19 protein-coding genes, 6 tRNA genes, 1 other RNA gene and 1 pseudogene are annotated in these 24093 nt (G+C 59.9%); 9 read left to right on the top strand and 18 right to left on the bottom strand.

Translation table 11 applies throughout. The features are described from left to right. Positions 1-16: 16 nt before the first annotated feature. The 8 genes from fepG to ACSJLU_RS17765 form a co-directional block, all read right to left on the bottom strand. Positions 17-1054 (bottom strand): iron-enterobactin ABC transporter permease, encoded by a 1038-nt coding sequence (gene fepG, locus ACSJLU_RS17800; protein WP_380825961.1) that lies wholly within the window; start codon positions 1052-1054, stop codon positions 17-19. Then, entirely contained in the window at positions 1054-2109 is a 1056-nt protein-coding gene (gene fepD, locus ACSJLU_RS17795) for a Fe(3+)-siderophore ABC transporter permease (RefSeq protein ID WP_142591496.1), read from the bottom strand. The genes fepG and fepD overlap by 1 nt, the downstream gene beginning before the upstream one ends. Before the next feature lie 214 nt (positions 2110-2323). Next, entirely contained in the window at positions 2324-3331 is a 1008-nt protein-coding gene (fepB, locus tag ACSJLU_RS17790; RefSeq protein ID WP_079450329.1) for a Fe2+-enterobactin ABC transporter substrate-binding protein, read from the bottom strand. A 207-nt stretch (positions 3332-3538) separates the two neighbouring features. After that, a non-coding RNA gene (locus tag ACSJLU_RS17785) (RtT sRNA) lies at positions 3539-3663 on the bottom strand. Positions 3664-3738: 75 nt separating this feature from the next. Continuing rightward, positions 3739-3814: transfer RNA gene (locus tag ACSJLU_RS17780), tRNA-Lys, on the bottom strand. Positions 3815-3821: 7 nt separating this feature from the next. Beyond that, a tRNA-Val gene (locus tag ACSJLU_RS17775) sits at positions 3822-3897 on the bottom strand. Between the two features lie 38 nt (positions 3898-3935). Further along, positions 3936-4011, bottom strand: a tRNA-Val gene (locus ACSJLU_RS17770). Positions 4012-4039: 28 nt separating this feature from the next. Continuing rightward, positions 4040-4115, bottom strand: a tRNA-Val gene (locus ACSJLU_RS17765). Positions 4116-4409: 294 nt separating this feature from the next. Between ACSJLU_RS17765 and gltX the strand changes: the two genes are divergently transcribed. Next, the gene (gltX, locus tag ACSJLU_RS17760; protein ID WP_025303764.1) at positions 4410-5825 is read left to right on the top strand and encodes a glutamate--tRNA ligase; all 1416 of its coding nucleotides are present in this window, start codon (positions 4410-4412) and stop codon (positions 5823-5825) included. Between the two features lie 67 nt (positions 5826-5892). Here gltX and ACSJLU_RS17755 read toward each other — a convergent pair whose 3' ends face one another. Continuing rightward, a complete protein-coding gene (locus tag ACSJLU_RS17755) occupies positions 5893-6678 on the bottom strand; it encodes a formate/nitrite transporter family protein (protein WP_043143749.1) in 786 nt (261 codons plus the stop codon). Positions 6679-6986: 308 nt separating this feature from the next. Between ACSJLU_RS17755 and ACSJLU_RS17750 the strand changes: the two genes are divergently transcribed. After that, positions 6987-7062: transfer RNA gene (locus tag ACSJLU_RS17750), tRNA-Ala, on the top strand. 60 nt (positions 7063-7122) lie between these two features. Next, positions 7123-7198: transfer RNA gene (locus ACSJLU_RS17745), tRNA-Ala, on the top strand. 70 nt (positions 7199-7268) lie between these two features. Here the strand turns inward: ACSJLU_RS17745 and ACSJLU_RS17740 are convergent. Further along, a pseudogene (locus ACSJLU_RS17740) lies at positions 7269-8514 on the bottom strand (IS3 family transposase). 108 nt (positions 8515-8622) lie between these two features. Further along, a complete protein-coding gene (locus tag ACSJLU_RS17735; RefSeq protein WP_004936373.1) occupies positions 8623-9810 on the bottom strand; it encodes a NupC/NupG family nucleoside CNT transporter in 1188 nt (395 codons plus the stop codon). A gap of 377 nt (positions 9811-10187) precedes the next feature. Between ACSJLU_RS17735 and ACSJLU_RS17730 the strand changes: the two genes are divergently transcribed. Then, the gene (locus ACSJLU_RS17730; RefSeq protein ID WP_149570106.1) at positions 10188-11423 is read left to right on the top strand and encodes an Nramp family divalent metal transporter; all 1236 of its coding nucleotides are present in this window, start codon (positions 10188-10190) and stop codon (positions 11421-11423) included. Between the two features lie 41 nt (positions 11424-11464). Here the strand turns inward: ACSJLU_RS17730 and ACSJLU_RS17725 are convergent, their stop codons facing one another. Together ACSJLU_RS17725 and mgrA are read right to left on the bottom strand one after the other, a co-directional pair. After that, positions 11465-11875, bottom strand: a complete 411-nt coding sequence (locus ACSJLU_RS17725) for a DUF2502 domain-containing protein (protein ID WP_025303761.1) — start codon at positions 11873-11875, stop codon at positions 11465-11467. 223 nt (positions 11876-12098) lie between these two features. After that, a complete protein-coding gene (gene mgrA / locus ACSJLU_RS17720) occupies positions 12099-13088 on the bottom strand; it encodes an L-glyceraldehyde 3-phosphate reductase (protein ID WP_060433780.1) in 990 nt (329 codons plus the stop codon). A 188-nt stretch (positions 13089-13276) separates the two neighbouring features. On the opposite strand from mgrA, the gene ACSJLU_RS17715 reads away from it, so the two are divergent. Further along, positions 13277-14938 (top strand): alpha-keto acid decarboxylase family protein, encoded by a 1662-nt coding sequence (locus tag ACSJLU_RS17715; RefSeq protein WP_141967449.1) that lies wholly within the window; start codon positions 13277-13279, stop codon positions 14936-14938. On the opposite strand, the gene ACSJLU_RS17710 is transcribed toward ACSJLU_RS17715, so the two are convergent. After that, positions 14935-15804, bottom strand: a complete 870-nt coding sequence (locus tag ACSJLU_RS17710) for a LysR family transcriptional regulator (RefSeq protein WP_016926808.1) — start codon at positions 15802-15804, stop codon at positions 14935-14937. The two genes, ACSJLU_RS17715 and ACSJLU_RS17710, sit on opposite strands and share 4 nt — an antisense overlap. A 98-nt stretch (positions 15805-15902) precedes the next feature. Between ACSJLU_RS17710 and ACSJLU_RS17705 the strand changes: the two genes are divergently transcribed. After that, positions 15903-16355 (top strand): multidrug/biocide efflux PACE transporter, encoded by a 453-nt coding sequence (locus ACSJLU_RS17705; RefSeq protein WP_049300106.1) that lies wholly within the window; start codon positions 15903-15905, stop codon positions 16353-16355. 66 nt (positions 16356-16421) lie between these two features. Continuing rightward, on the top strand, positions 16422-17114 hold the full coding sequence (locus ACSJLU_RS17700) for an aspartate/glutamate racemase family protein (RefSeq protein ID WP_261464638.1): 693 nt from the start codon (positions 16422-16424) through the stop codon (positions 17112-17114). On the opposite strand, the gene ACSJLU_RS17695 is transcribed toward ACSJLU_RS17700, so the two are convergent. Further along, positions 17111-18358, bottom strand: a complete 1248-nt coding sequence (locus ACSJLU_RS17695) for an ion channel protein (RefSeq protein ID WP_313257484.1) — start codon at positions 18356-18358, stop codon at positions 17111-17113. The two genes, ACSJLU_RS17700 and ACSJLU_RS17695, sit on opposite strands and share 4 nt — an antisense overlap. Positions 18359-18668: 310 nt before the next feature. Between ACSJLU_RS17695 and glk the strand changes: the two genes are divergently transcribed. Continuing rightward, positions 18669-19631 carry a glucokinase gene (gene glk, locus ACSJLU_RS17690; protein WP_342096467.1) on the top strand — a complete coding sequence of 321 codons (963 nt, stop codon included), beginning with the start codon at positions 18669-18671 and terminating at the stop codon, positions 19629-19631. A 71-nt stretch (positions 19632-19702) separates the two neighbouring features. Here glk and ACSJLU_RS17685 read toward each other — a convergent pair whose 3' ends face one another. Further along, the gene (locus ACSJLU_RS17685; RefSeq protein ID WP_342096466.1) at positions 19703-20932 is read right to left on the bottom strand and encodes an L-lactate MFS transporter; all 1230 of its coding nucleotides are present in this window, start codon (positions 20930-20932) and stop codon (positions 19703-19705) included. A 397-nt stretch (positions 20933-21329) separates the two neighbouring features. Here ACSJLU_RS17685 and ACSJLU_RS17680 point away from each other — a divergent pair, with 397 nt between their 5' ends. Beyond that, on the top strand, positions 21330-21662 hold the full coding sequence (locus tag ACSJLU_RS17680; RefSeq protein ID WP_025303752.1) for a DUF2502 domain-containing protein: 333 nt from the start codon (positions 21330-21332) through the stop codon (positions 21660-21662). A gap of 4 nt (positions 21663-21666) precedes the next feature. On the opposite strand, the gene ACSJLU_RS17675 is transcribed toward ACSJLU_RS17680, so the two are convergent. Both ACSJLU_RS17675 and ACSJLU_RS17670 read right to left on the bottom strand, forming a co-directional pair. Further along, the gene (locus tag ACSJLU_RS17675) at positions 21667-22401 is read right to left on the bottom strand and encodes a LytR/AlgR family response regulator transcription factor (RefSeq protein WP_141998612.1); all 735 of its coding nucleotides are present in this window, start codon (positions 22399-22401) and stop codon (positions 21667-21669) included. After that, entirely contained in the window at positions 22398-24089 is a 1692-nt protein-coding gene (locus tag ACSJLU_RS17670) for a sensor histidine kinase (RefSeq protein WP_141999285.1), read from the bottom strand. The genes ACSJLU_RS17675 and ACSJLU_RS17670 overlap by 4 nt, the downstream gene beginning before the upstream one ends. Positions 24090-24093 lie beyond the last annotated feature (4 nt).

Raw genomic sequence — 24093 nt, 5'->3', positions numbered from 1 at the left:
GCATTATCACTCTTCATTATCTGCGGGCCTCACGGATGAGCAGCCAAATCAGGTACAGGCCGCCGATGCAGACGGTCACGACCCCGACCGGCAGTTGGATCGGCGCGAAAAGATGTTGGGACACCACGTCGGCGCTGAGCAGCAGCGCTGCGCCCATCAGCGCCGATGACGTCAGGGTGACCGAGGATTGTCCGGCCAGGCGGCGGGCGATCTGCGGCGCCGCCAGCGCGATAAAGGAAATCGGCCCGGCGGTGGCGGTGACGGCGGCGGTGAGGGTAACGCCGAACAGCATCAGCCACAGCCGGCTGCCTTCGGCGTTCACGCCCAGCGCGCGCGCCGTGTCGTCGCCCATTTCCAATAGCTGCAGCCGTTTGCCCATCAGCAGCGCGGCCGCGGCCGCCAGCAGGATGAACGCCGTGGCGGGCTGGGCTTTCTGCCAGGTCATGCCGTTGAGCGAACCGGCCTGCCACATGGCGGCGTCCATGGCGCGCTCCAGCGAAGCGGTGATGATCAGCCAGGTATTGGTGGAGACCAAGACCGCGCTGATGGCGATGCCGACGATGATCAGCCGGAAGCCGGCGATGCCTTGCCGCCAGGCCAGCAGGTAGATGGCCAGCGCGGCGAGAATGCCGCCGGCCAGCGCGCCGCCGGCGATGTAGTAATAGCCGCCGTTGAACAGGGTGATGGCGATCAGCGCGCCGGTGTAAGCCCCCATGTTAAAGCCAATCACGTCCGGGCTGCCGAGCGGGTTGCGGATAATCGACTGGAAGATGGCGCCGCTCATGCCGAGCGCGCCGCCTAACAACAGCGCCATGGCAATACGCGGCAAACGCCATTGGGTGACCACGGTGACCAGATTTTTCGGCGCCTCGCCGCTGAGCGCGGCAAAGACCTGTTCCAGCGAAAGTTGCAGTGTGCCGTAGCACAGCGCGGCAACGGCCATCGCCAGGCACAACGCCAGCAGCGAAAGATTGACCAGCAGCAGGCGCAGCGGCAGGCGCCCGTTGATGACGCCGTCCGGGCGGCCGATATGCAACATGTGGGGCAGACTCATTACAGACCCCCCAGTGTTTTCTTGCGGCGCACCAGCCAGATCAGCACCGGCGCACCGATGAAGGCCGCCACGATGGAAACCCGCAGTTCACCGGCCGCCAGCAAGCGGCCGACCACGTCGGCGCACAGCAGTAAAATCGGCGCCAGCAGCATGGAGTAGGGCAGGATCCAGCGCTGGTCGGGGCCGACCCACCAGCGGGCGATATGCGGCACCATCAGGCCGATGAAACTGATTGGGCCGACGGTGGCGGTCGCCGCGCCGCACAGCAGCGTGATGGCGACCACCGCGACAATCTGAGTCAGCACTACGCGCGCGCCGAGCGCGATAGCCAAATCTTCCCCCATACCGATGGTATTCAGCGGCCGGGCGATGAGCAGCGTCAGCAGGCAGCCGAGCAAAATGGCGGGGGCGGTGACCGGCAGCGTGGACAGCGTGCGGATATCCAGCGTGCCGGCCTGCCAGAAGCGCAGTTGGTCAAAGGTTTGTGGATCGATCAGCGACAGCCCGGTGGTGATGCCGAGCAGTACCGCGCCGATCGCCACGCCGGCCAGCGTCAGCCGCACCGGGTTGATGCGCCCACCCGCCAGCGTGCCGATCAGGTAGACCAGCAGGGTGGTGAGGGCAGCGCCGACGAAGGCATAGGCCATATAGCTTTCAGTGGTGGCGGCGCCGAAAAACATGATGCCGATGACCACGGCGAAGCTGGCGCCGGCGTTGATGCCGAGCACGCCGGGATCGGCCAGCGGATTGCGCGTCAACGCCTGAATCAGCGCGCCGGCGGCGCCGAGCGCCATGCCGGCTAAAATGCCCGCCAGCGTACGGGGCACCCGGGCGTTGAGAATGATGGTGCTGTCGGAACCGCTCGCGGCGCCCTGCAGGCTGAGCCAGACGGTATGGAAGGGGATGGCCTTGGAACCCAGCATCAGGCTGGCAATGATGCACAGCAGCAACAGCACCAAACCGATACCGAACCCGGCGAGGCGTTTGAAGCCACTGGCGTAAGCTGCGTGCGGTGCGGACGAAAGCGTCCGCTCAGTCGGAGTGGGTACGTTCACACCGGTAACTCCTGTATGATTTTTATTCTCATTGTTATTTGCGTTCATGCGGGCGCTAATAGTAGCACGAGTTTACGCCCGCATGCACCCGCCGGTTGGTGGCAAAGGTGCGTTGACGATGTTAATAACTATTGATATTTCAATTGATTGAATGTGAACGGTCGCCCCGCTTGTTGAAAGCGTCGGCAGGAGCCTGACCTGCCGACGGCGTGGCTCAGGGCTTTTTGAACAGCCGTTCGATTTGGTTCAGCATGTTGGTGGCACTGTAATAATCGAGGCGGAAGGTGTCGTTGCCGACGGCGTAGACGTGCCGCTGTTCCACCGGCTCCAGATGTTTAAGGAACGGGTTGGTCAGCACCTCTTGCACTTTGCGCTCATTGGTGGCGAACAGGATCAGGGTTTTGCCGTTCAGGCCTTCGGCCATTTTTTCGCCGGAGATCTGGATGATGTCATGGCGTTTACCCATGCTGGCGTTGCCTTTGGCGCTTTCCGGCGGGGTGGCCAATTGGAAGCCAAGCTGGGTCAGCAGCTTGCCCTGGGCGGAGCCCGGTGTCCACAGCATAGCCTCGCGGCCGTTGTCGGCATACACCAGCGGCGTGGTCGGCTGTGGCGGCAGGGTGATCGCCTGCTTCACTTGCTCCACACGCTGTTCGAAACGATCTTCCGCCTGTTTGGCGCCGGCTTCGTGACCGGTGATCTCACCGAGCTCGCTGGCCAGCTGTTGCCAGCTTTTGTCGCCATAATCGAGTACTAACGTCGGCGCAATGGCGGACAGCTGATCGTACAGCTTCAGCGCTGAATCCCCGCCGGTGGCGGCGACGACGATCAAATCCGGCGCGGCGGCGGCGACGGCTTCGGCATTGGGCTCCACCTGATACAGCCGTTCGACGTGGCGCTGTTTGGCCACTTCGCTCCACTGGGTAAAGAAGCCTTGTTTATCGGCCACCAGGGGATTTGGGCTGGTGGCGGCGCTGGCGACCACCGGGGCGTCGATCGCCAGCAGCGTACCGGTGATGGTGACGCTGGTGGACACGATGCGCAGCGGCGGTTTTTCCAGCGTGAATTTCCCTTTGGCGCTGTCGATGGTGCGCGGCCAACTGCTGTCGGCAGCAGGGGCGGACGGTTTTTGCTCGTCGCTCTTGTCGTCCGGGCCGCAGCCGCTGAGCAACAGGCTGGAGGTGGCGATAAATGCAATGAACAGCTGGCGTAAGGATAGGGTCATGAGCGGGCTCTTTCTTTCCTTGAACTAAGGCGTATCAATCCGGCGGCGGATTGGCTGCGTGGTGGATGCTCGCTAATTTACCATTCAAGCCGGCAAAATGATAACCATTCGTATCTCAGCGCGTGGTGAATAAAGAAAGAATACGAAGAAAAGGGAAGTGGGTGAGACAGAAACGAAAAAAGCGCCCAAAGGCGCTTTTCTCTGAATGGGTGGGTCGTGCAGGATTGATTCGGCCTGTGGCCTCACCCTACGGGCAACGCTGCGCGTTGTCGTATCGCTGCGCGATGCTCGAACCTGAACGCAGGATCTCACCCGCACGACTCAGTGGGCCATGTCAGTAAGAAGATAAAGGCAGAGTCAGGTGGCGCAGAAACGAAAAAAGCGCCAAAAGGCGCTTTTTTCTGAATTGGTGGGTCGTGCAGGATTCGAACCTGCGACCAATTGATTAAAAGTCAACTGCTCTACCAACTGAGCTAACGACCCGCAGAAGTGGTGGGTGATGACGGGCTCGAACCGCCGACCCCCTCCGTGTAAAGGAGATGCTCTACCAACTGAGCTAATCACCCACTTCAGGACTTCCAGGTACTGCTAAACGAGAGAATGATGGTGGGTGATGACGGGCTCGAACCGCCGACCCCCTCCGTGTAAAGGAGATGCTCTACCAACTGAGCTAATCACCCTCATTCGTTCTCATTTTTCTCAACAAGATGGTGGGCGATGACGGGCTCGAACCGCCGACCCCCTCCGTGTAAAGGAGATGCTCTACCAACTGAGCTAATCGCCCCGTCTTGTTGGAGTCGCATTATAGGGATAGTTCAAAGTGAGTCAACGCTTTTTAAAATGATTTCAATCGTTCGCCGCAAATTTAGGCAGGGCGCGATAATTATCGCCAGTAGCGCTGATTCTTTGCGCAACGCTATGCGAAACTCGCCGCAAAACGCGCGAAATCGACCGGCGCAATATCGTGTCGGCGTTGAGGAATTAGCGCGTGGTGATACAATGTCGTCCACTCTTTTTTCAATTCCGAGCAATCGTCGGCCATCGCCGACACGCGTTGCGTAATAAGGCAGTGAACCCAATGAAAATCAAAACCCGTTTTGCACCGAGCCCGACCGGCTATCTCCACGTCGGCGGCGCGCGTACCGCACTTTACTCCTGGTTGTTCAGCCGCCATGCGGGCGGTGAGTTCGTTCTGCGTATCGAAGATACCGATCTGGAACGTTCGACCCAGGACGCGATCGACGCAATTATGGATGGCATGAACTGGTTGAACCTGGATTGGGATGAAGGCCCGTATTTCCAGACCAAGCGTTTCGATCGCTACAACGCGGTCATCGACGAGATGCTGGAGCAGGGCACGGCCTATAAATGCTATTGCTCCAAGGAACGTCTGGAAGCGTTGCGCGAGAAGCAGATGGAAAACGGCGAGAAGCCGCGTTACGACGGCCACTGCCGCGACAGCCAGTGCAGCCACACCGACGACGAGCCGCACGTGGTGCGTTTCCGCAATCCGCAGGAAGGGTCGGTGATCTTCGACGACAAAATTCGCGGCCCGATCGAATTCAGCAACCAGGAGCTGGACGATCTGATCATCCGCCGCACCGACGGTTCGCCAACCTATAACTTCTGCGTCGTCGTCGATGACTGGGATATGGAAATCACCCATGTGATCCGCGGTGAAGACCACATCAACAACACCCCACGCCAGATCAACATTCTCAAAGCGCTGGGTGCGCCGGTGCCGGAATATGCGCACGTGTCGATGATCCTCGGCGACGACGGTAAAAAATTGTCCAAGCGCCACGGCGCCGTGGGTGTTATGCAATACCGCGACGACGGCTATCTGCCGCAGGCGCTGCTGAACTACCTGGTGCGCCTGGGTTGGTCCCATGGCGATCAGGAGATCTTCTCCATCGATGAGATGAAAGAGTTCTTCACGCTGGAAGCGATCAACAAATCCGCCAGCGCCTTCAACACCGAGAAGCTGCAGTGGCTGAACCACCACTACATCAACCATATGCCGGCGGAAGAAGTGGCGGTGCATCTGGCATGGCACGTTGAGCAACTGGGCATTGAAACCCGCAACGGTCCGGAATTGAAAGACCTCGTCAAGCTGCTGGGCGAGCGTTGCAAGACGCTGAAAGAGATGGCGGAGTCTTGCCGTTACTTCTACGAAGACTTCAGCGAGTTCGACGCCGACGCCGCCAAGAAGCACCTGCGCCCGGTCGCGCGTCAGCCGCTGGAAGCGGTGCGTGCCAAGCTGGCCGCCATCACCGTCTGGACGCCGGAAAATGTGCACGACGCCATTCAGGGCACGGCGGATGAGCTGGGTGTCGGCATGGGCAAAGTCGGCATGCCGCTGCGCGTCGCGGTGACCGGCGCCGGCCAGTCGCCGGGCATGGACGTGACCGTGCATGCGATCGGCCAGAAGCGCTCGCTGCAGCGTATCGATATGGCGCTGGCTTACATCGCCGAGCGTGAAGCCCAGGCCTGATTAGGCTGATACGCCGTAAATGAAAAAGCCCCGTGGAGCGATCCCGGGGCTTTTTTATTGCTTGCTGTCAGGCTTGTTCGCCGGCCGGCAAACCCGGACGGTAGGCGATGAAATACATCAGCCCGACAAAGCCGGCGCCGCCCAGCGCATTGCCGAGAAATACCGCGACGAAATTAGGCAGATACTGTTCCCAACCCATGCCGCCGGCAAAGATGGCCGCCGGGATGATGAACATATTCGCCACCACGTGCTGGAAGCCGATGGCGACAAAAGCCATGACAGGGAACCACATGCCGATCACTTTGCCCGGCACATCTTTGCTGGCGAAGGCTAACCACACCGCCAGGCACACCAGCCAGTTGCAGCCGACGCCGGAAATGAAGGCGTGCAGGAAGTCCGCATCCACTTTGGCCTGCGCGATCGCCAGCGTCTTATGCAAGAACGCGCCTTCGGTCAGGCCCAGCAAATGGCCGAAGAAGTACGCGACGGCCACGCTGCCGGCCAGGTTGGCCAGAGTGACCCAAAACCAGTTGCGCAGCACGGCGATGGCGGGGATTTCGCGGGCAAACCAGGCCATCGGCAAGGTCATCATGTTGCCGGTCAGCAGTTCGCCGCCGGCCAGAATGGTCAGGATCAAACCGATAGGGAAGACCGCGGCGCCCAATAGGGCGCCGAAAGAGCCCCATTCAGCCGGCAGGGTGCCGATGACGTGAATATCCAGCAGGAAGCCGGTGGCGATAAAGGCGCCGGCGAGAAAGCCCAGAATCAACAGATTAGCGAGAGGGGCGCGGCTTTTGTTTACCCCGGCCTGAACGGCGAGGGCGGCGATTTCTTTTGGTGAATGCAAAGACATGACGGACTCGGTTTATAGTAATAAAGTTTATGGCGCGGGCAGTCTATGCCGCTCGGGAGCCCGACTCAAGCGCATTTCGCTAACATTCCGTTAATTAAAAATCAACGTGATATGCAGGGTCTTTTGCTATTTTGAGATGTAGCGCGCAAAATGGATGAACTCTGCACAAACTGATGATTTTTTGGCGCCAAACATGCTGATTTGGCGGCTTTTTCAACGCTTGATTCAGTAATTCAATTTAGCCGTTGACAGCTTTGAATGGGTTTCATATTATGCGCCCCGTTCACAGCACAAAGTGATTGTGGAACGGGGCTATAGCTCAGCTGGGAGAGCGCTTGCATGGCATGCAAGAGGTCGACGGTTCGATCCCGTCTAGCTCCACCAACCTTCTTCTCAGAGAGGTTGGGGAATACCGTAACGCCGGTCAACGCGTACCACTTTTGTGGGGCTATAGCTCAGCTGGGAGAGCGCTTGCATGGCATGCAAGAGGTCGACGGTTCGATCCCGTCTAGCTCCACCACCATTTAAAAAGCCGACCCTAGGGTCGGCTTTTTGCTTTTCGTCATTTATCCTTCGCCGAATGCCAATGACTAGTCCTGATATAGGTTGACACTTTTCAACCGGATAACGCCCGATGAACCTCATCGGGCGTTTTGTATTTCAGCGACAAGTGCGGCCGCCGCGTGTTGTAGAGGTTCACCGACTCCCTGACCATCTTTCTTGCCTGCGCGATATCTTCTGGCCTGCCGAGCAGGTATTCCGTTTTGAGTATCCCGTTTATCCGTTCCGCCAGCGCGTTCTGATAACAGTCATACCCGTCCGTCATCGAGCAGATGACGCCATACTGCTGATGTAACGCCTGATATTCCTGCGAGCAGTACTGGATACCCCTGTCCGAGTGATGCACCAACGGCAACGCCGTGCGTCTGCCGGCCAGTGCCATTTTGAACGCGCAGGCGACATGCCGGGTATGCAGACTGTCATGCACGTGATATCCCACGATTTTTCTCGACCAGGCATCCGTTACCAGGCTGACATACGCCGTCCCCGTTCTCAGCGGCAGGTAGGTGATATCCGCCACCCATACCTGTTCCGGACGGCTGGCTATTACTTGATTGTCTCCCGCTTTTAGCAGGTTGGGATGGCGATAAAAACGATGATGGCTGTGCGTCGTCTTGTGATATGCCCGTTTAGGCATCACCAGTAACCGCGCGCAGCGCAGGATACTGAACAACCGGTCACGGCCCACATGCAACGCCGGTTCGGGGTGTTGCCGCAACAGGTGATGCAGCTTACGTGTCCCCAGTCGGGGTTGGTGCAAGCGGATGGCCGTCACCTGTTCGACGAGATGCCGGGCCTGCTCCTCTTTGCCTGCTTCACGCTGCAGGGACTGATACCACGCTTGTCGGCTGATGCCCATCCATCGGCAGGCCCGCGTTACTGTGAGTCCCGGTACTTGTGTTTGCGCGATAAGGCGGTTAGCTGCTTTTTTGTCAGCGTGGCGCCAAAGTCGGTGTTCATCACTTTGACGACAGCTTCGAAGAACTGGGCTTTGACTTCAGATTCAGCCAGTTGCTGCTCAAGTTCTTTAATACGCTGTTCGGGTGTCAGGGGGAGTTTGGGCATGTTGTCTCCGCACGTTCTGGTGGAAGGAGAAGTTCGCCAGTCAAGTTGACCGTATTTGCGCAGCCAGTTCATGACAGTCTGGCTGCCTTGGATACCGTAGCGATCTTGCGCTTGGCGGTATGTCATCTCGCCTTTTTCGACCTGTTCGACGACAGCCAGTTTAAAGGATAGAGAGTAATCGCGTTGTGTGCGTTTAATATACTGGTTCATCACATTTTCCTCTGTGCGTGAGTAAAATGTGTCAACGCTATTCAGGACGGGTCACAAGCAATAAAAAAGGCGCCCGCAGGCGCCTTGTTATCGTCGTCGGTTCGAGGCTTAGCCCAGCACCAGACCCGCGATGGAAGCGGACAGGATGCTGACCAGCGTAGAGCCGTACACCAGCTTCAGACCAAAGCGCGACACCACGTTGCCCTGGTGTTCGTTCAGGCCCTTGATCGCACCGGCCACGATGCCGATGGAAGAGAAGTTGGCGAAGGACACTAGGAACACCGACAGGATCCCCAGGCTGCGCGGCGACAGCTCGGCAGAGACTTTCTGCAGCTCCATCATGGCCACGAATTCGTTGGAAACCAGCTTGGTGGCCATGATGCTGCCGACCTGCAGGGCTTCGTGTTTAGGAATGCCCATGATCCAGGCGAACGGATAGAAGAAGTAACCGAGGATTTCCTGGAAGCTCAGGCCGAAGATAGCGCTGAATACGCCATTGAGCGCGGCGATCAGGGCGATGAAACCAATCAGCATCGCGGCGACGATAATCGCTACTTTGAAGCCGGCCAGGATGTATTCACCCAGCATTTCGAAGAAGCTCTGGCCTTCGTGCAGATTGCCCAGATGCAGCTCTTCTTCTTTATTGGTGTCGTACGGGTTGACCAGCGACAGCACGATAAAGGTGCTGAACATGTTCAATACCAGTGCCGCCACCACGAACTTGGCGTCCAGCATGGTCATGTAGGCGCCGACGATAGACATGGACACCGTAGACATCGCGGTTGCCGCCATGGTGTACATGCGCTTTTCCGACATCTTGCCCAGGATATCCTTGTAGGCGATGAAGTTTTCGGATTGGCCCAGGATCAGCGAGCTGACGGCGTTGAACGACTCCAGCTTGCCCATGCCGTTCACTTTCGACAGCACGGTACCGATAATGCGGATGATGAAAGGCAGCACTTTGATGTACTGCAGAATACCGATCAGCGCCGAAATGAAGACGATCGGGCACAGCACCTTCAGGAAGAAGAACGCCAGGCCTTTGTCGCCCATGCCGCCGAACACGAAATCAGTCCCTTGTCCCGCAAACCCGAGCAGTTTGTCAAACAGCGCGGCGAATCCTTTTACGAAGCCCAAACCCGCTTCCGAATGCAGGAAAAAGTAGGCCAGCAGTACTTCGATAACCAGTAATTGAATAACATAGCGAATGCGGATGCTTTTACGATCGCGGCACACCAACAGGGCCAGGATCGCCACCACTACTATCGCCAACGCAAAGTGCGCAATATGGGACATGTTTGCTCCAAATTTGAGGCAGGCTGAATTTCGGCTGTCATTTTATGTAACGCTACGTTTAAAAACGAGACTTCTATTGCAAATATGGAAAATCATAGCGGGAATTCTCCTAAAGTGTTGCGCAAAAGCATAAAAAATCAAGATGTTAACGCAGAGATAGGAAATTCGTATTCTTGTGCTAACCTGTCTTTCAGGGGTATTGCAGCTAAAATCCCATCCCAAAAGCACGGAAATCGGCATGCTTGGTGTCGGACCCTTCGATAAAACCATTAATGTTGGCTATTACAGAGATAAGTTTTACCGCTCTAAATGCGCTTGATAATTATTATCATTTATATAGAGTGGAGATAAACGTAATTTCAGTAAGGGTTCAACATATGCTGAACAGTCGCGTGGTTGAAACCACCCCCGGTCGCTCCGCCAGAAAAATCAAACTCTCGCTGATGGGGCCCGCCTTCATCGCCGCTATCGGCTATATCGATCCCGGTAACTTCGCCACCAACATCCAGGCCGGCGCCTCGTTCGGCTACAGCCTGCTGTGGGTCGTGGTCTGGGCCAACGTGATGGCGATGCTGATCCAACTGTTGTCTGCCAAGCTGGGCATCGCTACCGGAAAAAACCTGGCTGAGCACATTCGCGATCGCTTTCCGCGGCCGGCGGTGTGGGCCTATTGGGTGCAGGCGGAGATCATCGCCATGGCGACCGACCTGGCCGAGTTTATCGGCGCGGCGATCGGCTTCAAGCTGCTGCTCGGGATTTCCCTGTTGCAGGGCGCGGTGCTGACCGGCATCGCCACCTTTTTAATTTTGATGCTGCAAAAACGCGGGCAAAAGCCGCTGGAGCGGGTGATTGGCGGCCTGCTGCTATTCGTCGCCGCCGCTTACATCGTCGAGCTGGCATTCTCTCAGCCGCAGCTTTCGCCGCTGCTGAAGGGGATGGCGCTGCCCGATCTGCCCAACGGTGACGCGGTATTTCTGGCCGCCGGGGTATTGGGCGCCACCATCATGCCGCACGTGATCTATCTGCATTCGTCGCTTACCCAAGTCGGCGGTGAGCACGATAAGGCGGAGCGCTATGCCGCCACCAAAGTCGACGTCGCCGTCGCCATGACCATCGCCGGTTTCGTCAACCTGGCGATGATGGCCACTGCCGCCGCCGCGTTTCATTTCAGCGGCCACAGCGGTATCGCCGATCTCGACGTGGCCTATCTGACGCTGCAACCGCTGCTCGGGCAAGCCGCCGCCACCGTGTTTGGCCTGAGCCTGGTGGCCGCCGGTCTCTCCTCTACCGTGGTGGGCACGCTGGCGGGGCAGGTGGTGATGCAGGGGTTTGTGCATTTCCATATCCCGCTGTGGCTGCGTCGCGCGGTGACCATGCTGCCGTCGTTTATCGTTATCATGCTGGGAATGGACGCCACGCGCATTCTGGTGCTGAGTCAGGTGCTGCTCAGCTTCGGCATTGCGCTGGCGCTGGTGCCGCTGCTGGCTTTCACCGGTAATCGGGCGCTGATGGGGGAAATGGTCAACGGCCCGCTGGTGCAAAACCTGGGCAAGCTGATCGTACTGGTGGTGGTGGGATTGAACGGCTACCTGCTGATCGGCAGCGTGCTGTAGGCAAAAAAAACGCGGGCCGGCATTACGCCGGCCCGTCGTCGTTAATCGCGGTCGTCATCGCCGTGGCGGCGCCAGCGATCGCGGTCATGATCGTGGTGGTGCTTTTTCTCTTTCTTCCAATGGTGCTTATCGTAATGCTTGTCGTATTTACGATAGCGTCCTTCATGATAGTAATAGTGTTTGCGCCAGTAGTCGCGGTCGCGCCAGCGATAGCCGTCCCAGTAGTAACCGCGACGGCTGCGGTCGCCGAGATAGCGCCCCTGATGGCCTTGCCACCAGTCGCGATCGCGCCAGTCGTAACCGTCCCAGTAACGGCCGCGATTGTCCTGATCGCCGATGCGCAGTGAAACGCCCGGCATCAGATCGATGCTGATCCCTTCGGCGTGTGCTTGCTGTGCGGCGGGCAGTACCGTCGCCGCCAAGATGGCGGCCAAGAGCAGAGGTTTAAACATGGCTTCTCCTTCCCGCTTGCGCGGCTTGGCCGTTTGTCACTTTATGAAGCGCGTTCATCAGTTTAAAAAAGCGGCCTTATCGTTATTTTGCTGCAATATCGGCATCATAGCGCCAGCGCATAGGGTTGAATCTGAGAGCCACTCTGAAAACGGTGCGGGAGGCCAAGATTTGAGATTTTTCTGGAGTCTCGCCGCTCGATTGAGCGGCGGAATTTGTAAACGATTACAATAAGATTTTCTCGATCTGCGCGAGCTCTTCTTCACTGAAGTGACGATTGGCCAGCATGCCCACCGCGTCTTCTATCTGCGCATTCTTACTGGCGCCGATCAGCACCGAGGTAACGCGATCGCCGCGCAGCACCCAGGCCAGCGCCATCTGCGACAGCTTCTGCCCGCGTTGCCGCGCCAGCGCATCGAGGCGGCGCACCTTGTCCAGCCGCTCGTCGGTCAACTGCTCCGGCTGCAGGAAGCGGCTGCCGCTGGCGGCGCGGGAATCTTGCGGGACGCCGTGCAGGTAGCGGTCGGTCAGCAGGCCGCCCGCCAGCGGCGAGAAGGCGATCGAGCCGACGCCATGCTCCGCCAGCGTATCCAGCAATTCCGCCTCCGGCGTGCGTTCCAACATCGAATACTTGGGCTGGTGGATCACGCACGGCGTACCGAGCCGCTGCAGAATGTCGAACGCCTGCCGCGCGCGCTCGGCCGGGTAGTTGGACAGGCCGACATACAGCGCTTTGCCCTGGCGCACCAACAAATCCAGCGCCGCCATGGTTTCTTCCAGCGGCGTGTCCGGATCCGGCCGGTGGTGGTAAAAGATATCCACATACTCCAATCCCATGCGCTTCAGGCTCTGATCGAGGCTGGCGACCAGGTACTTTTTCGAGCCCCAATCGCCGTAGGGGCCGGGCCACATGGTGTAACCGGCTTTGGATGAGACGATCAGCTCATCGCGCCAGGCCCGCAGATCGGCGTTGAGAATGCGGCCAAAGTTCTCCTCGGCGGCGCCGGGCGGCGGGCCGTAGTTATTGGCCAGATCGAAATGGGTAATGCCGCGATCGAAGGCGCAGCGGATCAGGCCGCGGGCGTTGTCATACAGCGTGGCGTCGCCGAAGTTGTGCCACAGCCCGAGCGAGACGGCGGGCAGCTTCAGCCCGCTGCGGCCACAGCGCCGGTATTCCATATCTTGATAACGCGTAGGGGAGGCTTGGTAGGACATAGTTATCCTTGTCGGCGAGAGGTGAAGTGCTTTGAGTGTATACGTTTCCACACCACGCTGCCGGGGGAGCGATCACAGCGCCGGCATGTAACGCCAGGTTGCCGTTCGATGCCGGAGCGTTTGTTCGAAATTTGAACGGCATCTTCGATAATTAAGATAATCGCTCCAGCTGCAGACAGGTGATGATCATGACTCAGACCTATACGGTGGCCGATTATCTTCTCGATCGTCTGGCCCAAATCGGCATCCGTCATTTCTTCGGCGTGCCGGGGGATTACAACCTGCAATTTCTTGATCATGTTCTCGCTCATCCGCAAATCACCTGGGTAGGCTGCGCCAACGAATTGAACGCCGCCTACGCCGCCGATGGCTACGCGCGCTGCAAACCGGCGGCCGCGCTGCTCACCACGTTTGGCGTCGGCGAGCTAAGCGCGTTGAACGGGGTGGCCGGCAGCTACGCCGAATACCTGCCGGTGATCCACGTGGTCGGCACGCCGGCGCAGCGAGCCCAGCGCGCCGGTGATTTGCTGCACCATTCATTGGGGGATGGCGACTTTACCCACTTCGCCCGGATAGCCAAAGAGGTGACCGTCGCACAGGCTAACCTGACCGCCGATAACGCCGCCGTGGAGATAGACCGCCTGATGGGCGTCGCCTTGCTGGAACATCGCCCGGTTTACCTGATGTTGCCCAGCGACGTCGCACAAGCGCCGCTGTCGGCCAAACCGGCGCCGTTGATGTTGCGTCAGGCCAGACTGTCGCGCAGCGCATTGCAGGCATTTATCGCCGCAGCGCGCGAAAAGCTGCTGTCGGCGCGGCGGGTATCGCTGCTGGCGGACTTCCTGGCCGATCGCTTCGGCGCCGAAGCGGCGCTGGACGAGTGGATGCAGGAGGTCGACATTCCGCATGCTACGCTGCTGCTCGGCAAAGGCGTGCTGGATGAGAACCGAGCCGGATTTGTCGGGACTTACTGCGGCGGCGCCAGCGATCCGGCGGTGAAACAGCTTATCGAAAACGCCGATGTGGTGATCAACGTCGGCGTGCGTTTGACCGACACCATCACTGCCGGTTTCACGCATCATTTGCCGGTGGAAAAATGCATCGATATTCAGCCGTTCGAAGCCTGGGTTGGGCGGCAGCGCTTTAGCCGCATTCCAATGCGCGAGGCGGTGCAGGCGCTGCACCGCCTGAGCCTGTCTCTGGCGTCACGCTGGCCGTTGCCGCCGATCGTCCGCCCAACGCTGCCGGAAGCCGATGGGGAAGGGCTGGTTCAGCACGCCTTCTGGCGGCAGATACAGGATTTCCTGCGGCCCGGGGATATCGTGCTGGCCGATCAGGGCACCGCCTGTTTCGGCGCGGCGGCGCTGACGTTGCCGCGTGGCTGCCGCCTGATCGTGCAGGCGCTCTGGGGATCGATAGGCTATACCCTGCCGGCGACGTTTGGCGTACAGATCGCCGAACCGCAGCGGCGGGCAGTATTGCTGATCGGCGACGGCGCCGCGCAGCTGACCGTACAGGAATTGGGATCGATGCTGCGCGACGGGCTTAAGCCGGTGATCTTCGTGCTGAATAATCAGGGCTACACGATCGAGCGTGCGATCCACGGGCCGGAGCAAAGTTATAACGACATCGCGCACTGGAACTGGACGCAGTTGCCGCCGGCGCTGGCCGGTGAGCGGCCGGTGAAGGCGTTGCGGGTTAGCGATCCGGACGGATTGCGCCAGGCGCTGCGCGAGGTAGCGGACGATGATCGGCTGGCCTTTATTGAAGTGATGCTGCCGAAGATGGACATGCCGGAACTGCTCGATACCGTCTCACGCGCCATTCAGGCACGCAACGCCGCCGCTTAAGGCAGGGTATCGCCCAGCAGGCGCTCCAGCATCCAGAACCCCGCCGGGCCCGGCGGGGTCAGTTTGGACCATACCGCATCCACCGAAATCAGTTTTGGCCAGCCGCGCGGCCGCAGCTGGGTGAGCCTGCCGTGGCCGTATTGCTGCACCAGCCAGTGCGGCAACACCGCCCAACCGAATCCTTGTTCCGCCATCTCCAGCAACAGCAGATAGCTGGGCGCCGACCAGACCAGGCCACCCTGTCTGGCCGCTTCGGCGCCGGTGTAGGTATTCAGGATCAGCTGGCGGGTGCTCGACAACTGCTCCGGCGTCGGCGCGGCGACCTGCGCCAGCGGATGCTGATGGGCGACGAACAGCCCCATTTCGGTCTGCTCAGGCAGCCGGGAGAAGGCGATATCCGGCGGATAACTTTTTTGCACTTCCACCATGCCCAAATGCGCGCGGCCGCTTTGCAGCAGATCGATAACGTCGCCTTCCTCGGCGATCATCCATTCCAGCTCAATTTCCGGGTAGCGCTGTTCGAACAGTTGCATCAACCGATCGTGATGTTTGGGCTGGTAGGTATCGGAAAACACCATGCTCAGGCGCGGTTCAACCTCGCCCGCCAGTTGAATGCTCAGGGCGTCGAGCCGTTCGCTGGCCGCGAGGATCGCCTGTACATGCCCCAGCACTTTGCGGCCGGCGGCGGTGAGCACCGGCTGGCGCGCGCTGCGATCGAACAGCGTCAATGCCAGGTCGGCCTCCAGATTGGCGATGGCGGTGCTGACGGTGGATTGGCTTTTACGCAGCTTGCGCGCGGCGGCGGAAAATGAGCCGAGGGCGGCGGCTTCCACGAACGCCTGTAACGCTTCCGGTGAATAGTGCATATGTATCTACTTTATCGATGGAACCTATTTTTAATCTACCCAAAAAAACGATGATAATCACCTGGCTTTCGCAACAACTGTTGAAAAAAAGGTGATGTATGCAACTGCAAAACAAGTCTCTCATTGAACGTATCGTCCACGCCGTCGGTTTCGAGGCCATCGCCGTGATGGTTTGCGCCCCGCTGGGCGCGTGGTTGTTGAACCGCTCAATGGTGCAGGTCGGTGCGTTGGCGGTGATGCTCTCCACCGTCGCGATGCTGTGGAACATGGTTTACAACACGGTGTTCGACCGCCTGTGGCCGGCCAGCCGGGTGGTGCGTAACCTGAAGGTGCGCGCGCTGCACGCCGTCGGCTTTGAAGCCGGTTTTATCCTGATCGGCGTGCCGATCGCCGCCTGGATGCTGAGTATCTCCTGGGCGCAGGCGTTTATGCTGGAAATCGGTTTCTTCCTGTTCTTCCTGCCGTACACCATGGCCTATAACTGGCTGTACGACACGCTGCGCCAGCGCTGGTTCGAAGCGCGCCAGCCGATCAATTCCGGCGCCAAATAAGGCGTCGTCAGCCCGGCGATTCTCAGGTAAGGTCAGAGGATCGTCGGAAATGCTGAGGAACGAAGGATGAAAGTGTTGGGTCTGCTGGGCGGCATGAGTTGGGAATCCACCATTCCGTATTACCGCACCATCAACGAGCAGGTAAAGGCGCGCCTCGGCGGGCTGCATTCGGCCAAAATCGTGCTCTACAGCGTCGATTTTCAGGAAATTGAACGCTTGCAGCATCAGGGCGATTGGGATGGTGCCGGCCGGCTGCTGGCCGAGGCCGCCGTGGCTTTGCGCGCCGCCGGCGCCGAAGCCATCGTGATCTGCACCAACACCATGCACAAGGTGGCGGAGGCGGTCGAGCAGGCCAGCGGCCTGCCGCTGATTCACATCGCCGACGCCACGGCGCTGCAGGTGCGGGAAAAAAACATTCACCGCGTCGGGCTGCTGGGCACGCGTTTTACCATGGAGCAGACCTTCTACCGCGGCCGCCTGCAGGAATTGCACGGCATTGATGTGGTGACGCCGGTCAGCGCCGATCGTGACATCGTGCACCGCATCATCTATGACGAGCTGTGCCTCGGTAACATTCGCGATGCCTCGCGCGATGAGTATCGCCGGATCATCAGCGACCTGGAGCAACAGGGCGCGCAGGGGATTATTTTCGGCTGCACCGAGATAGGGTTGCTGGTGAGCGAGCGGGATGCGTCGGTGCCGGTGTTCGACACCACCGCGATCCACGCCCGCGCCGCCGCCGCGTTCGCGCTGGACTAATCGTCGTGCGGCGGTTGCCGGCGGTTCACCAGCATCAGCGGTTTGCCTGCCAGCGTCAGCCAGGCGGGCAGCATCACGATGCATAAGACGGGCAGCAGGTGCAGATCCGGCACCACCGCCACGGCCATGAACAGGCTGAGCCAGCCGTCGCGCGTGACCACCAGCACCAGCCCCATAATGGCGCAGGAGACGGTGATCGCCGCCGGCACCGCCGGAACGTGCTGGTGCAGCATCAGCCCCAGCGCCACCCCGACGAACACCGCTGGGAAGATGCGCCCGCCGCGAAAGCCGCTGGCGGCGGCGATCACCAGCGCCGCCAGCTTGGTCAGGGTAACGGTCAACAGCGCCGGCACCGAATAGTTGCCGTCTGCCGCGAGGCGCTTCATTTCATCCAGCCCTTTGAACAGGGTAATCTCTCCGCCCACCAGCGCCAGCAGGCCCAGCACAAAGCCCCCCAGTCCTAACATCAACACCGGATTCTTCATCGAATGGAACAGGCGGTGAACGTGTGGGAAGCACCACAGCGCCACCATGCCTAGCGCGATGGCGATCAGCGCCACGATGGCGCCGCTGAAGATGTCCGGCAGTCGCGTTACGTCGTAGGCGTCGAGCTGCAGGGCGAAATTGGGTACGAAGAACATCTGGGTGGTGACCGCGCCGGCGGCGGCGGCCACCAGCGGGGCGAACAGCCGATCCCACAGCGGCGTTTCGTTATTGCCCGCCAGGGTTTGCGAGAAGATCAGTGCGGCGGCGACCGGCGTGCCGAACATCGCGCCGATGGTGCCCGCGGCCGCCAGGATGATCCAGTCCATGCGCGGCACCTTCGGCAGCAGGCGCGCCCCCGCCGTCGCCACCAGCGCGATATTGATGGCGGTGATCGGGTTTTCCGGCCCCAGGCTGACGCCGCCGGCCAGGCCGACGATCAGCGCCAATCCCAGCCCCGGCAGGGCGGAGAGCGGCAGCGGCATGCCGATCAGCGATTCCGTCGCCGGATCCGGCCCGGCGTGGCCCGGCATGTAGCGCACGATCAGGCCGACCGCCACGCCGGTCAGCGTCAGCATGCCGAGCGGCCACCAGGGTGCCTGGGCGTCCAGGCTCAGCGCGTCGGGCAGCGTCACCCACAGCCATTGCTGCAGCGTAGCGGCGACTTTCATCATCAATAGCAGCACCAGACTGGAGGCGGAACCGATAATCAGCGCAGGCAAAGCAAAGGCCAACATGGCATTGGCGCGCGGATGCAGCATGGATAATCCCTTGTCGATGCCTCCATGCAGGGCAGGGAGAGCGGGTGGTTGGGCAGTGGCCACAGCTTGCCAGACTATCGGCGAGCAGGCACGCATTGATATTGCCCGGCGTCGATGACGGTTAACAGTCGCGGCGGCGCGTTTTTTGCCGCAATTTGTTTCAAATCGCGGCATCACGGGCAAGCTGAAACGTTTTTTGTGATCCGGATCGCTATTGGGGCGCAGATCCGAGGCGGGTGATTGTTGTTTTCGCAGCAGGATTTTACAGTGTGGGCAGCTTTTTATTTTTCATTTTGCGGAGACGAAATCAATGACCTATGCCCTCGTGGGTGATGTTGGCGGCACCAATGCCCGCCTGGCGTTGTGCACTGTTGCGACGGGTGAAATTACCCAGGCGAAAACCTATTCCGGCCTGGAGTTCGACAGTCTGGAGGCGGTGATCCGCCACTACCTGAAAGCGTGCGATATCGAGGTGCAGGACGCCTGTATCGCGATCGCCTGCCCGGTGACGGAAGACTGGGTCGCGATGACCAACCACAGCTGGGCGTTCTCTATCAAAGAAATGAAGGCCAACCTGGGGTTGAGTCATCTGGAAGTGATCAACGATTTCACCGCCGTCTCGATGGCGATCCCGATGCTCTCGCCGGACGACGTGCTGCAGTTTGGCGGCGGCGATGCGCAGCCGGGCAAACCGATCGCGGTGTACGGCGCCGGCACCGGGCTGGGTGTTGCCCACCTGGTGCAGGTCGATCGCCGCTGGGTCAGCCTGCCGGGCGAGGGCGGCCATGTCGATTTCGCACCGAACAGCGAAGAAGAAGACATTATTCTGGAGGTGCTGCGCGGTGAAGTGGGGCACGTTTCCGCCGAGCGCGTGCTGTCCGGGCCGGGCCTGGTCAACCTGTATCGCGCCATCGTCAAGGCGGACAACCGCCTGCCGGGGAAACTGGAGCCGAAGGACATTACCGAGCGGGCGCTGGCCGACAGCTGCATCGACTGCCGCCGTGCGCTGTCGCTGTTTTGCGTGATCATGGGGCGCTTCGGCGGCAACCTGGCGCTGAATCTGGGCACCTTTGGCGGCGTGTACATCGCCGGCGGCATCGTGCCGCGCTTTATGGAATTCTTCAAGGCCTCGGGCTTCCGCGCCGCTTTCGAAGACAAGGGGCGCTTCCGCGACTATGTGCGAGACATTCCGGTGTTCATGATAACCCATGGCCAACCGGGCCTGCTGGGGGCCGGCGCGCATCTGCGCCAGACGCTGGGCATGCAGCTGTAAGCAACGCGGCGGCACGAAAAAGACAAGGGGCGCAATCCGCAGATTGCGCCCCTTGTCTTTTTCGTGGGGTATCAGGCTTTGGCCAGCTCCGCCGTTTGGGCGGTTTCTACCGTTTCCGCTGCCACCGCCTTCGGCGCTTTGATGAACAGCGTAATCAGCAGAGAAGCGGCGGACAGGACGCCAATCACCATAAAGGTGGCGTGGAAGCCGCCGAAGTATTTGGCGACGAACGAACCGGCCAGCGCGCCCAGGCCGAAGCCCTGGTAGATGATGCCGTAGTTCTTGCTGTGGTTTTTCAGGCCGAAGAAGTCGCCGACAATCGCCGGGAACACGGTGATGTTGCCGCCGAAGCAGAAGGCCACCGCGCCGACGCAGATGAAGAACAGCGTGTGGTTCAGAGTCATGAAGCTCAGGGCGACAATCGCCAGCACGGTAACCAGCATGGTGAAGCTGATGACGCGCATGCGGCCCACTTTATCGGACAGCGTACCCAGGATGATGCGGCCGGCGGTGTTGAAGATGGCGACGGCGGACACTGTGTTGGCGGCGGTGGCCAAGTCCATCCCGGCCAGTTGAACGCCCATGTCTTTCACGATGCCAATCAGATACAGACCGCTCATGCAGGCAGCGAAGAAGATGGTGAACAGCAGGTAGGCTTCTTTGGTGGCCAGCATCTGACGCACGCTGTAGTCGTTACCCAGACCGTTGGCGCCTGGCTGTGCGGCGTTGGTCGCCAGCACCGGCTCTTTCAGCAGCAGGGAGCCGACGACGATCAGGCCCATCACGATGGCACCCCAGTAGAAGAAGGCACCGGAAACGCCGACGTCGGCGATCAGGGAGGCGTTGACGTATTTGAACAGCAGGCTACCGCTGCCGAAGGCGCCGACGGAGATGCCGGAAATCAGGCCTTTGTTGGCGGGGAACCACTTAATCAGGTTGGACAGGGTGGAGATGTAGGCGATACCGACCGCAAAGCCCACCACCACGCCGGCCAGCAGGTAAATCATGTCAAGCGAGCTGACGTGGGCGCTGGCGATGAGACCCAGGCCGACCAGGATGCCGGAACACAGCGTCAGATTGCGGATGCCGAAGCGTTCTTGCAGCTTGCCGGCGAACAGCGTGGCGAAGGCCAGGAAGAAGCTGGTGATGGAGAAGGTGGTGGCGACGTCTGCCAGCCCCCAGTGGAACTTGTCGACCAGCGGCTGGTTGAACAGGCTCCAGGTGTAGATGGTGCCCAGACCCATCTGACAGATGATGGTGCCGAGAACGATTAAGCTGCGATTTGCCGGTTTGGTGTTCATGGCCGGTCTCCTTCCTGTGTGTGCGTTGCCGGGCGTGAGCCGTTGGCTGAAATTTGCGGGGTGAATCTGTGTTCCCGCGGTATGGGCTTATTATATGGCCGGCACCCCCGGCGGGCGGCGGATCGGGAATGAGTTGCACGACGGAAGGAATGAAATGCATGTTATGCGGCGTGAGTTGCCGTTTTTGCGCCGAAAAGCGCGTGAAATGCCGGGGGTGACACGTGATCTACATCAAAGATATCAACGATTTATTGTTAATCGGCGGTGAACGATTGTGGTGAAATTGTGAAGGATGCGTCTGAAAGGCGTAAATCGGCATTGCGCCTATAGAGCGGCGATGAGCGCGGGACTATGTTATCTGCGATCGGACGAGGTCCGCTCTGCAGGAGTCCATGAAATGAAAAAAACGCTGTTGTTACTGGCCGCGCTGCTGGCGCTGCCGCTGGCGAGCCAGGCCGACGTGTCCATCGGCGTGAACGTGCCGGGCCTGTCGTTGCATATCGGCGATCGCGATAATCGCGGCCACTACTGGGACGGCTATCGCTGGCGCGATCCGCGTTGGTGGGCCGATCATCACCGGTATGAACGCCCGCGCGGGTACTATTACGGCCCGCCGCCACGGGTGATTTACTACGGGCCACCGCGGCGCGACTGGCGAGATCGGCCGCATTACCGCATGCCGCCACCGCCGCCGCCGGGGTATTACTACCGTCCGGGCCCGCGCTGGTAAGCGCTTACAGGCGCATCAGCTTGCGGAACTCTTTCACCTTGCTGCGGCTGACCGGCACTTCAAACTCGAGATCGCTCAGCCGCAGAATGTAGGTATTGTTGAACCAGGGGACGATCTCGCGGATCTTCGCCAGGTTAACGCAGTAAGAGCGATGGCAGCGGAAGAAATGTTCTTCCGGGAGCCGGCCGTAAAACTCGGTGATGTTCATCGGCATCACGAACTCTTCCCGGCGGGTATAGACCCGCGTCACCTTTTCATCGGCGGCGGCGTAATAGATGTCGTTGATGTCGGTAACGATGATCCGCTCGTCTTTGATCAGGTTGATGCTGTGGCTGCCGCGGCTCGGCGCGCTGGCCGGCTCCGTCGCGCCGGCGGGGCGATGATGCAGCGCCTCCAGCTTTTGCAGCATGGTGACGATGCGCGCCTCGTGATAGGGCTTGAGGATATAGTCGAACGCTTCGATCTCGAACGCTTCCACCGCGTGCTCTTTATAGGCGGTGATGAACACGATCGACGGGCGATGCGCGAACTTGCTGATGTTTTGCGCCAGCAGCACGCCGTCCAGCGACGGGATGTTGATGTCGAGGAAAATGGCGTCGACCTGGTGGGTTTGCAGGTATTTGAGGACGTCGAGGCCGTCCTCGAAGGTGGCGACGATCTCGATATTGCTGTGTTTCTTGATCAGGTAGCTGAGTTCTTCCTGCGCGAGGAATTCGTCTTCCACGATGATGGCTTTCATGAGGCCTCCCCGACCGGCGGCGCGCTCGGCTCCTGATGCAGCTTGCCGCCGTTTTTGCTGATGTAGAACGCGATTTCGGTGCCCGGCTCCAGGCGGCGGATATGCAGCCCTTCACCGTACAGCAGCGACACGCGGTGGTGTACGTTGAGCAGGCCGATATTGTGGCCCGGCATTTCGTTGCGCGCCACCCGGTCGATGGTGTCCTGGTTGATGCCGTGGCCGGTATCCTTCACCGAAATCTTCACCCGGTCGCCCTGATCTTTCACCGCGATCACCACCACCCCTTTCCCCTTGCAGGGTTGGATGCCGTGCACGATGGCGTTCTCCACCAGCGGTTGGATCAGCAGGCTCGGAATACGCACCGAGACGTCGTCGTCGATGTCGTAAATTACCGTCAGCTTGGCGCCGAAACGCGCCTGTTCGATGGCGATGTAATCCTGGATCTGATGCAGCTCCTTGCGGATATCGATCAGTTCATCGTTCAGCTCCAGGTTGTAGCGCAGGTAGCGCGACAGGTTGATGATCAGCTGGCGCGCGGTGTCCGGATTCAGGCGAATGGAGGAAGAGATGGCGTTCAGCGCGTTGAACAGGAAGTGCGGGTTAATCTTGCTCTGCAGCGCGCGCATTTCGGCTTTATCCGCCATCTGGCGCAGGTGTTCGATGCGCGAAACCTCCATCTGCGTGGAGATGATCTGCGACAGCCCGACCGCCATCACCTTCAGCGTGTTGGTGATCTGGTGGGCGTGGCAGTAGTAGATTTTCAGCGCGCCGGTCACTTCGCCTTTTTCCCACAGCGGTACCACCAGCTGCGAATGGATCTGCGGCGCGGCCGGGTTTTCCAGGTTGTTCTTGATGATGATTTTGCCGTGGCGAATGCTTTCGCGGGTGACGCGGCTCAGCCCTTCGCGGCCGATCGGGTAGGCTTCACGCCCTACGCCGACGTAGGCCAGCACCTGGTGGGTATCGGTGATCGCCACCGCGTCGGCGCGGATGTCCTGGCGAATGATATCGCAGATGGTGGCCAGCGATTCGCTGTTGATGTTGCGGAAATAGGGCAGCGTCTTGTGGGCGATATCCAGCGCCAGTTTGGCCTGGCGCGCGGCGATCACTTCTTTCTCATCCTCGACGCTCTGTACCAGCAGCACGATCAGGCCGATGCACACCGTACCGAGGATCATCGGCAGGGCGATCTGCGACACGATATCCAGCCCAAGCTCGGTCGGCTTGGCCCACAGCACGATCAGCAGCATGGTGAGGGATTCGCACAGCATGCCGCCGACGATGCCGGCACGCCAGCGCTGCTCTTTTTTCACCTTGAGGTTGATGTAACCGGCGCTGATGCCGGCGATGATGCTGGTGATAAGACAAGGCACCGAGGTGATGCCGCCGATGTCGATCAGATAACGGTGCACGCCGGCGATGATGCCGGTGACGATCCCCACCCAGGGGCCGAACAGGATGCCGCCGGCCATGATGGCGATGACGCGCACGTTAACCAGCGATCCTTCGACGTTGATGCCGGAGTAGGTGCTGAACAGCGCGAACAGCGAGAAGATCGCCGTGACGATGCCGAGCTCGAGCGGCGTATGGTCTTCTTTTTGCAGCAGTTGGCGGAACAGCCGGGTGCGGGTCAGGAAAAACAGACAGATCAACATCAGCGCGGCGCGATCAAACACCGCCAACAGCATTTCA

Origin of the sequence: Serratia bockelmannii (assembly GCF_051803255.1) — a bacterium.
GTDB classification, from domain to species: Bacteria; Pseudomonadota; Gammaproteobacteria; order Enterobacterales; family Enterobacteriaceae; genus Serratia; species Serratia bockelmannii.
This window is presented reverse-complemented; position numbering and strand designations above follow the sequence as displayed.

Excerpts from the sequence above, each read along its gene's own strand:
- fepG (WP_380825961.1), bottom strand. The coding sequence starts at position 1,054 with ATGAGTCTGCCCCACATGTTGCATATCGGCCGCCCGGACGGCGTCATC.
- fepB (WP_079450329.1), bottom strand. The coding sequence starts at position 3,331 with ATGACCCTATCCTTACGCCAGCTGTTCATTGCATTTATCGCCACCTCC.
- gltX (WP_025303764.1), top strand. The coding sequence starts at position 4,410 with ATGAAAATCAAAACCCGTTTTGCACCGAGCCCGACCGGCTATCTCCAC.
- ACSJLU_RS17755 (WP_043143749.1), bottom strand. The coding sequence starts at position 6,678 with ATGTCTTTGCATTCACCAAAAGAAATCGCCGCCCTCGCCGTTCAGGCC.
- ACSJLU_RS17735 (WP_004936373.1), bottom strand. The coding sequence starts at position 9,810 with ATGTCCCATATTGCGCACTTTGCGTTGGCGATAGTAGTGGTGGCGATC.
- ACSJLU_RS17730 (WP_149570106.1), top strand. The coding sequence starts at position 10,188 with ATGCTGAACAGTCGCGTGGTTGAAACCACCCCCGGTCGCTCCGCCAGA.
- ACSJLU_RS17725 (WP_025303761.1), bottom strand. The coding sequence starts at position 11,875 with ATGTTTAAACCTCTGCTCTTGGCCGCCATCTTGGCGGCGACGGTACTG.
- mgrA (WP_060433780.1), bottom strand. The coding sequence starts at position 13,088 with ATGTCCTACCAAGCCTCCCCTACGCGTTATCAAGATATGGAATACCGG.
- ACSJLU_RS17715 (WP_141967449.1), top strand. The coding sequence starts at position 13,277 with ATGACTCAGACCTATACGGTGGCCGATTATCTTCTCGATCGTCTGGCC.
- ACSJLU_RS17710 (WP_016926808.1), bottom strand. The coding sequence starts at position 15,804 with ATGCACTATTCACCGGAAGCGTTACAGGCGTTCGTGGAAGCCGCCGCC.
- ACSJLU_RS17705 (WP_049300106.1), top strand. The coding sequence starts at position 15,903 with ATGCAACTGCAAAACAAGTCTCTCATTGAACGTATCGTCCACGCCGTC.
- ACSJLU_RS17700 (WP_261464638.1), top strand. The coding sequence starts at position 16,422 with ATGAAAGTGTTGGGTCTGCTGGGCGGCATGAGTTGGGAATCCACCATT.
- ACSJLU_RS17695 (WP_313257484.1), bottom strand. The coding sequence starts at position 18,358 with ATGCTGCATCCGCGCGCCAATGCCATGTTGGCCTTTGCTTTGCCTGCG.
- glk (WP_342096467.1), top strand. The coding sequence starts at position 18,669 with ATGACCTATGCCCTCGTGGGTGATGTTGGCGGCACCAATGCCCGCCTG.
- ACSJLU_RS17685 (WP_342096466.1), bottom strand. The coding sequence starts at position 20,932 with ATGAACACCAAACCGGCAAATCGCAGCTTAATCGTTCTCGGCACCATC.
- ACSJLU_RS17680 (WP_025303752.1), top strand. The coding sequence starts at position 21,330 with ATGAAAAAAACGCTGTTGTTACTGGCCGCGCTGCTGGCGCTGCCGCTG.
- ACSJLU_RS17675 (WP_141998612.1), bottom strand. The coding sequence starts at position 22,401 with ATGAAAGCCATCATCGTGGAAGACGAATTCCTCGCGCAGGAAGAACTC.
- ACSJLU_RS17670 (WP_141999285.1), bottom strand. The coding sequence starts at position 24,089 with ATGCTGTTGGCGGTGTTTGATCGCGCCGCGCTGATGTTGATCTGTCTG.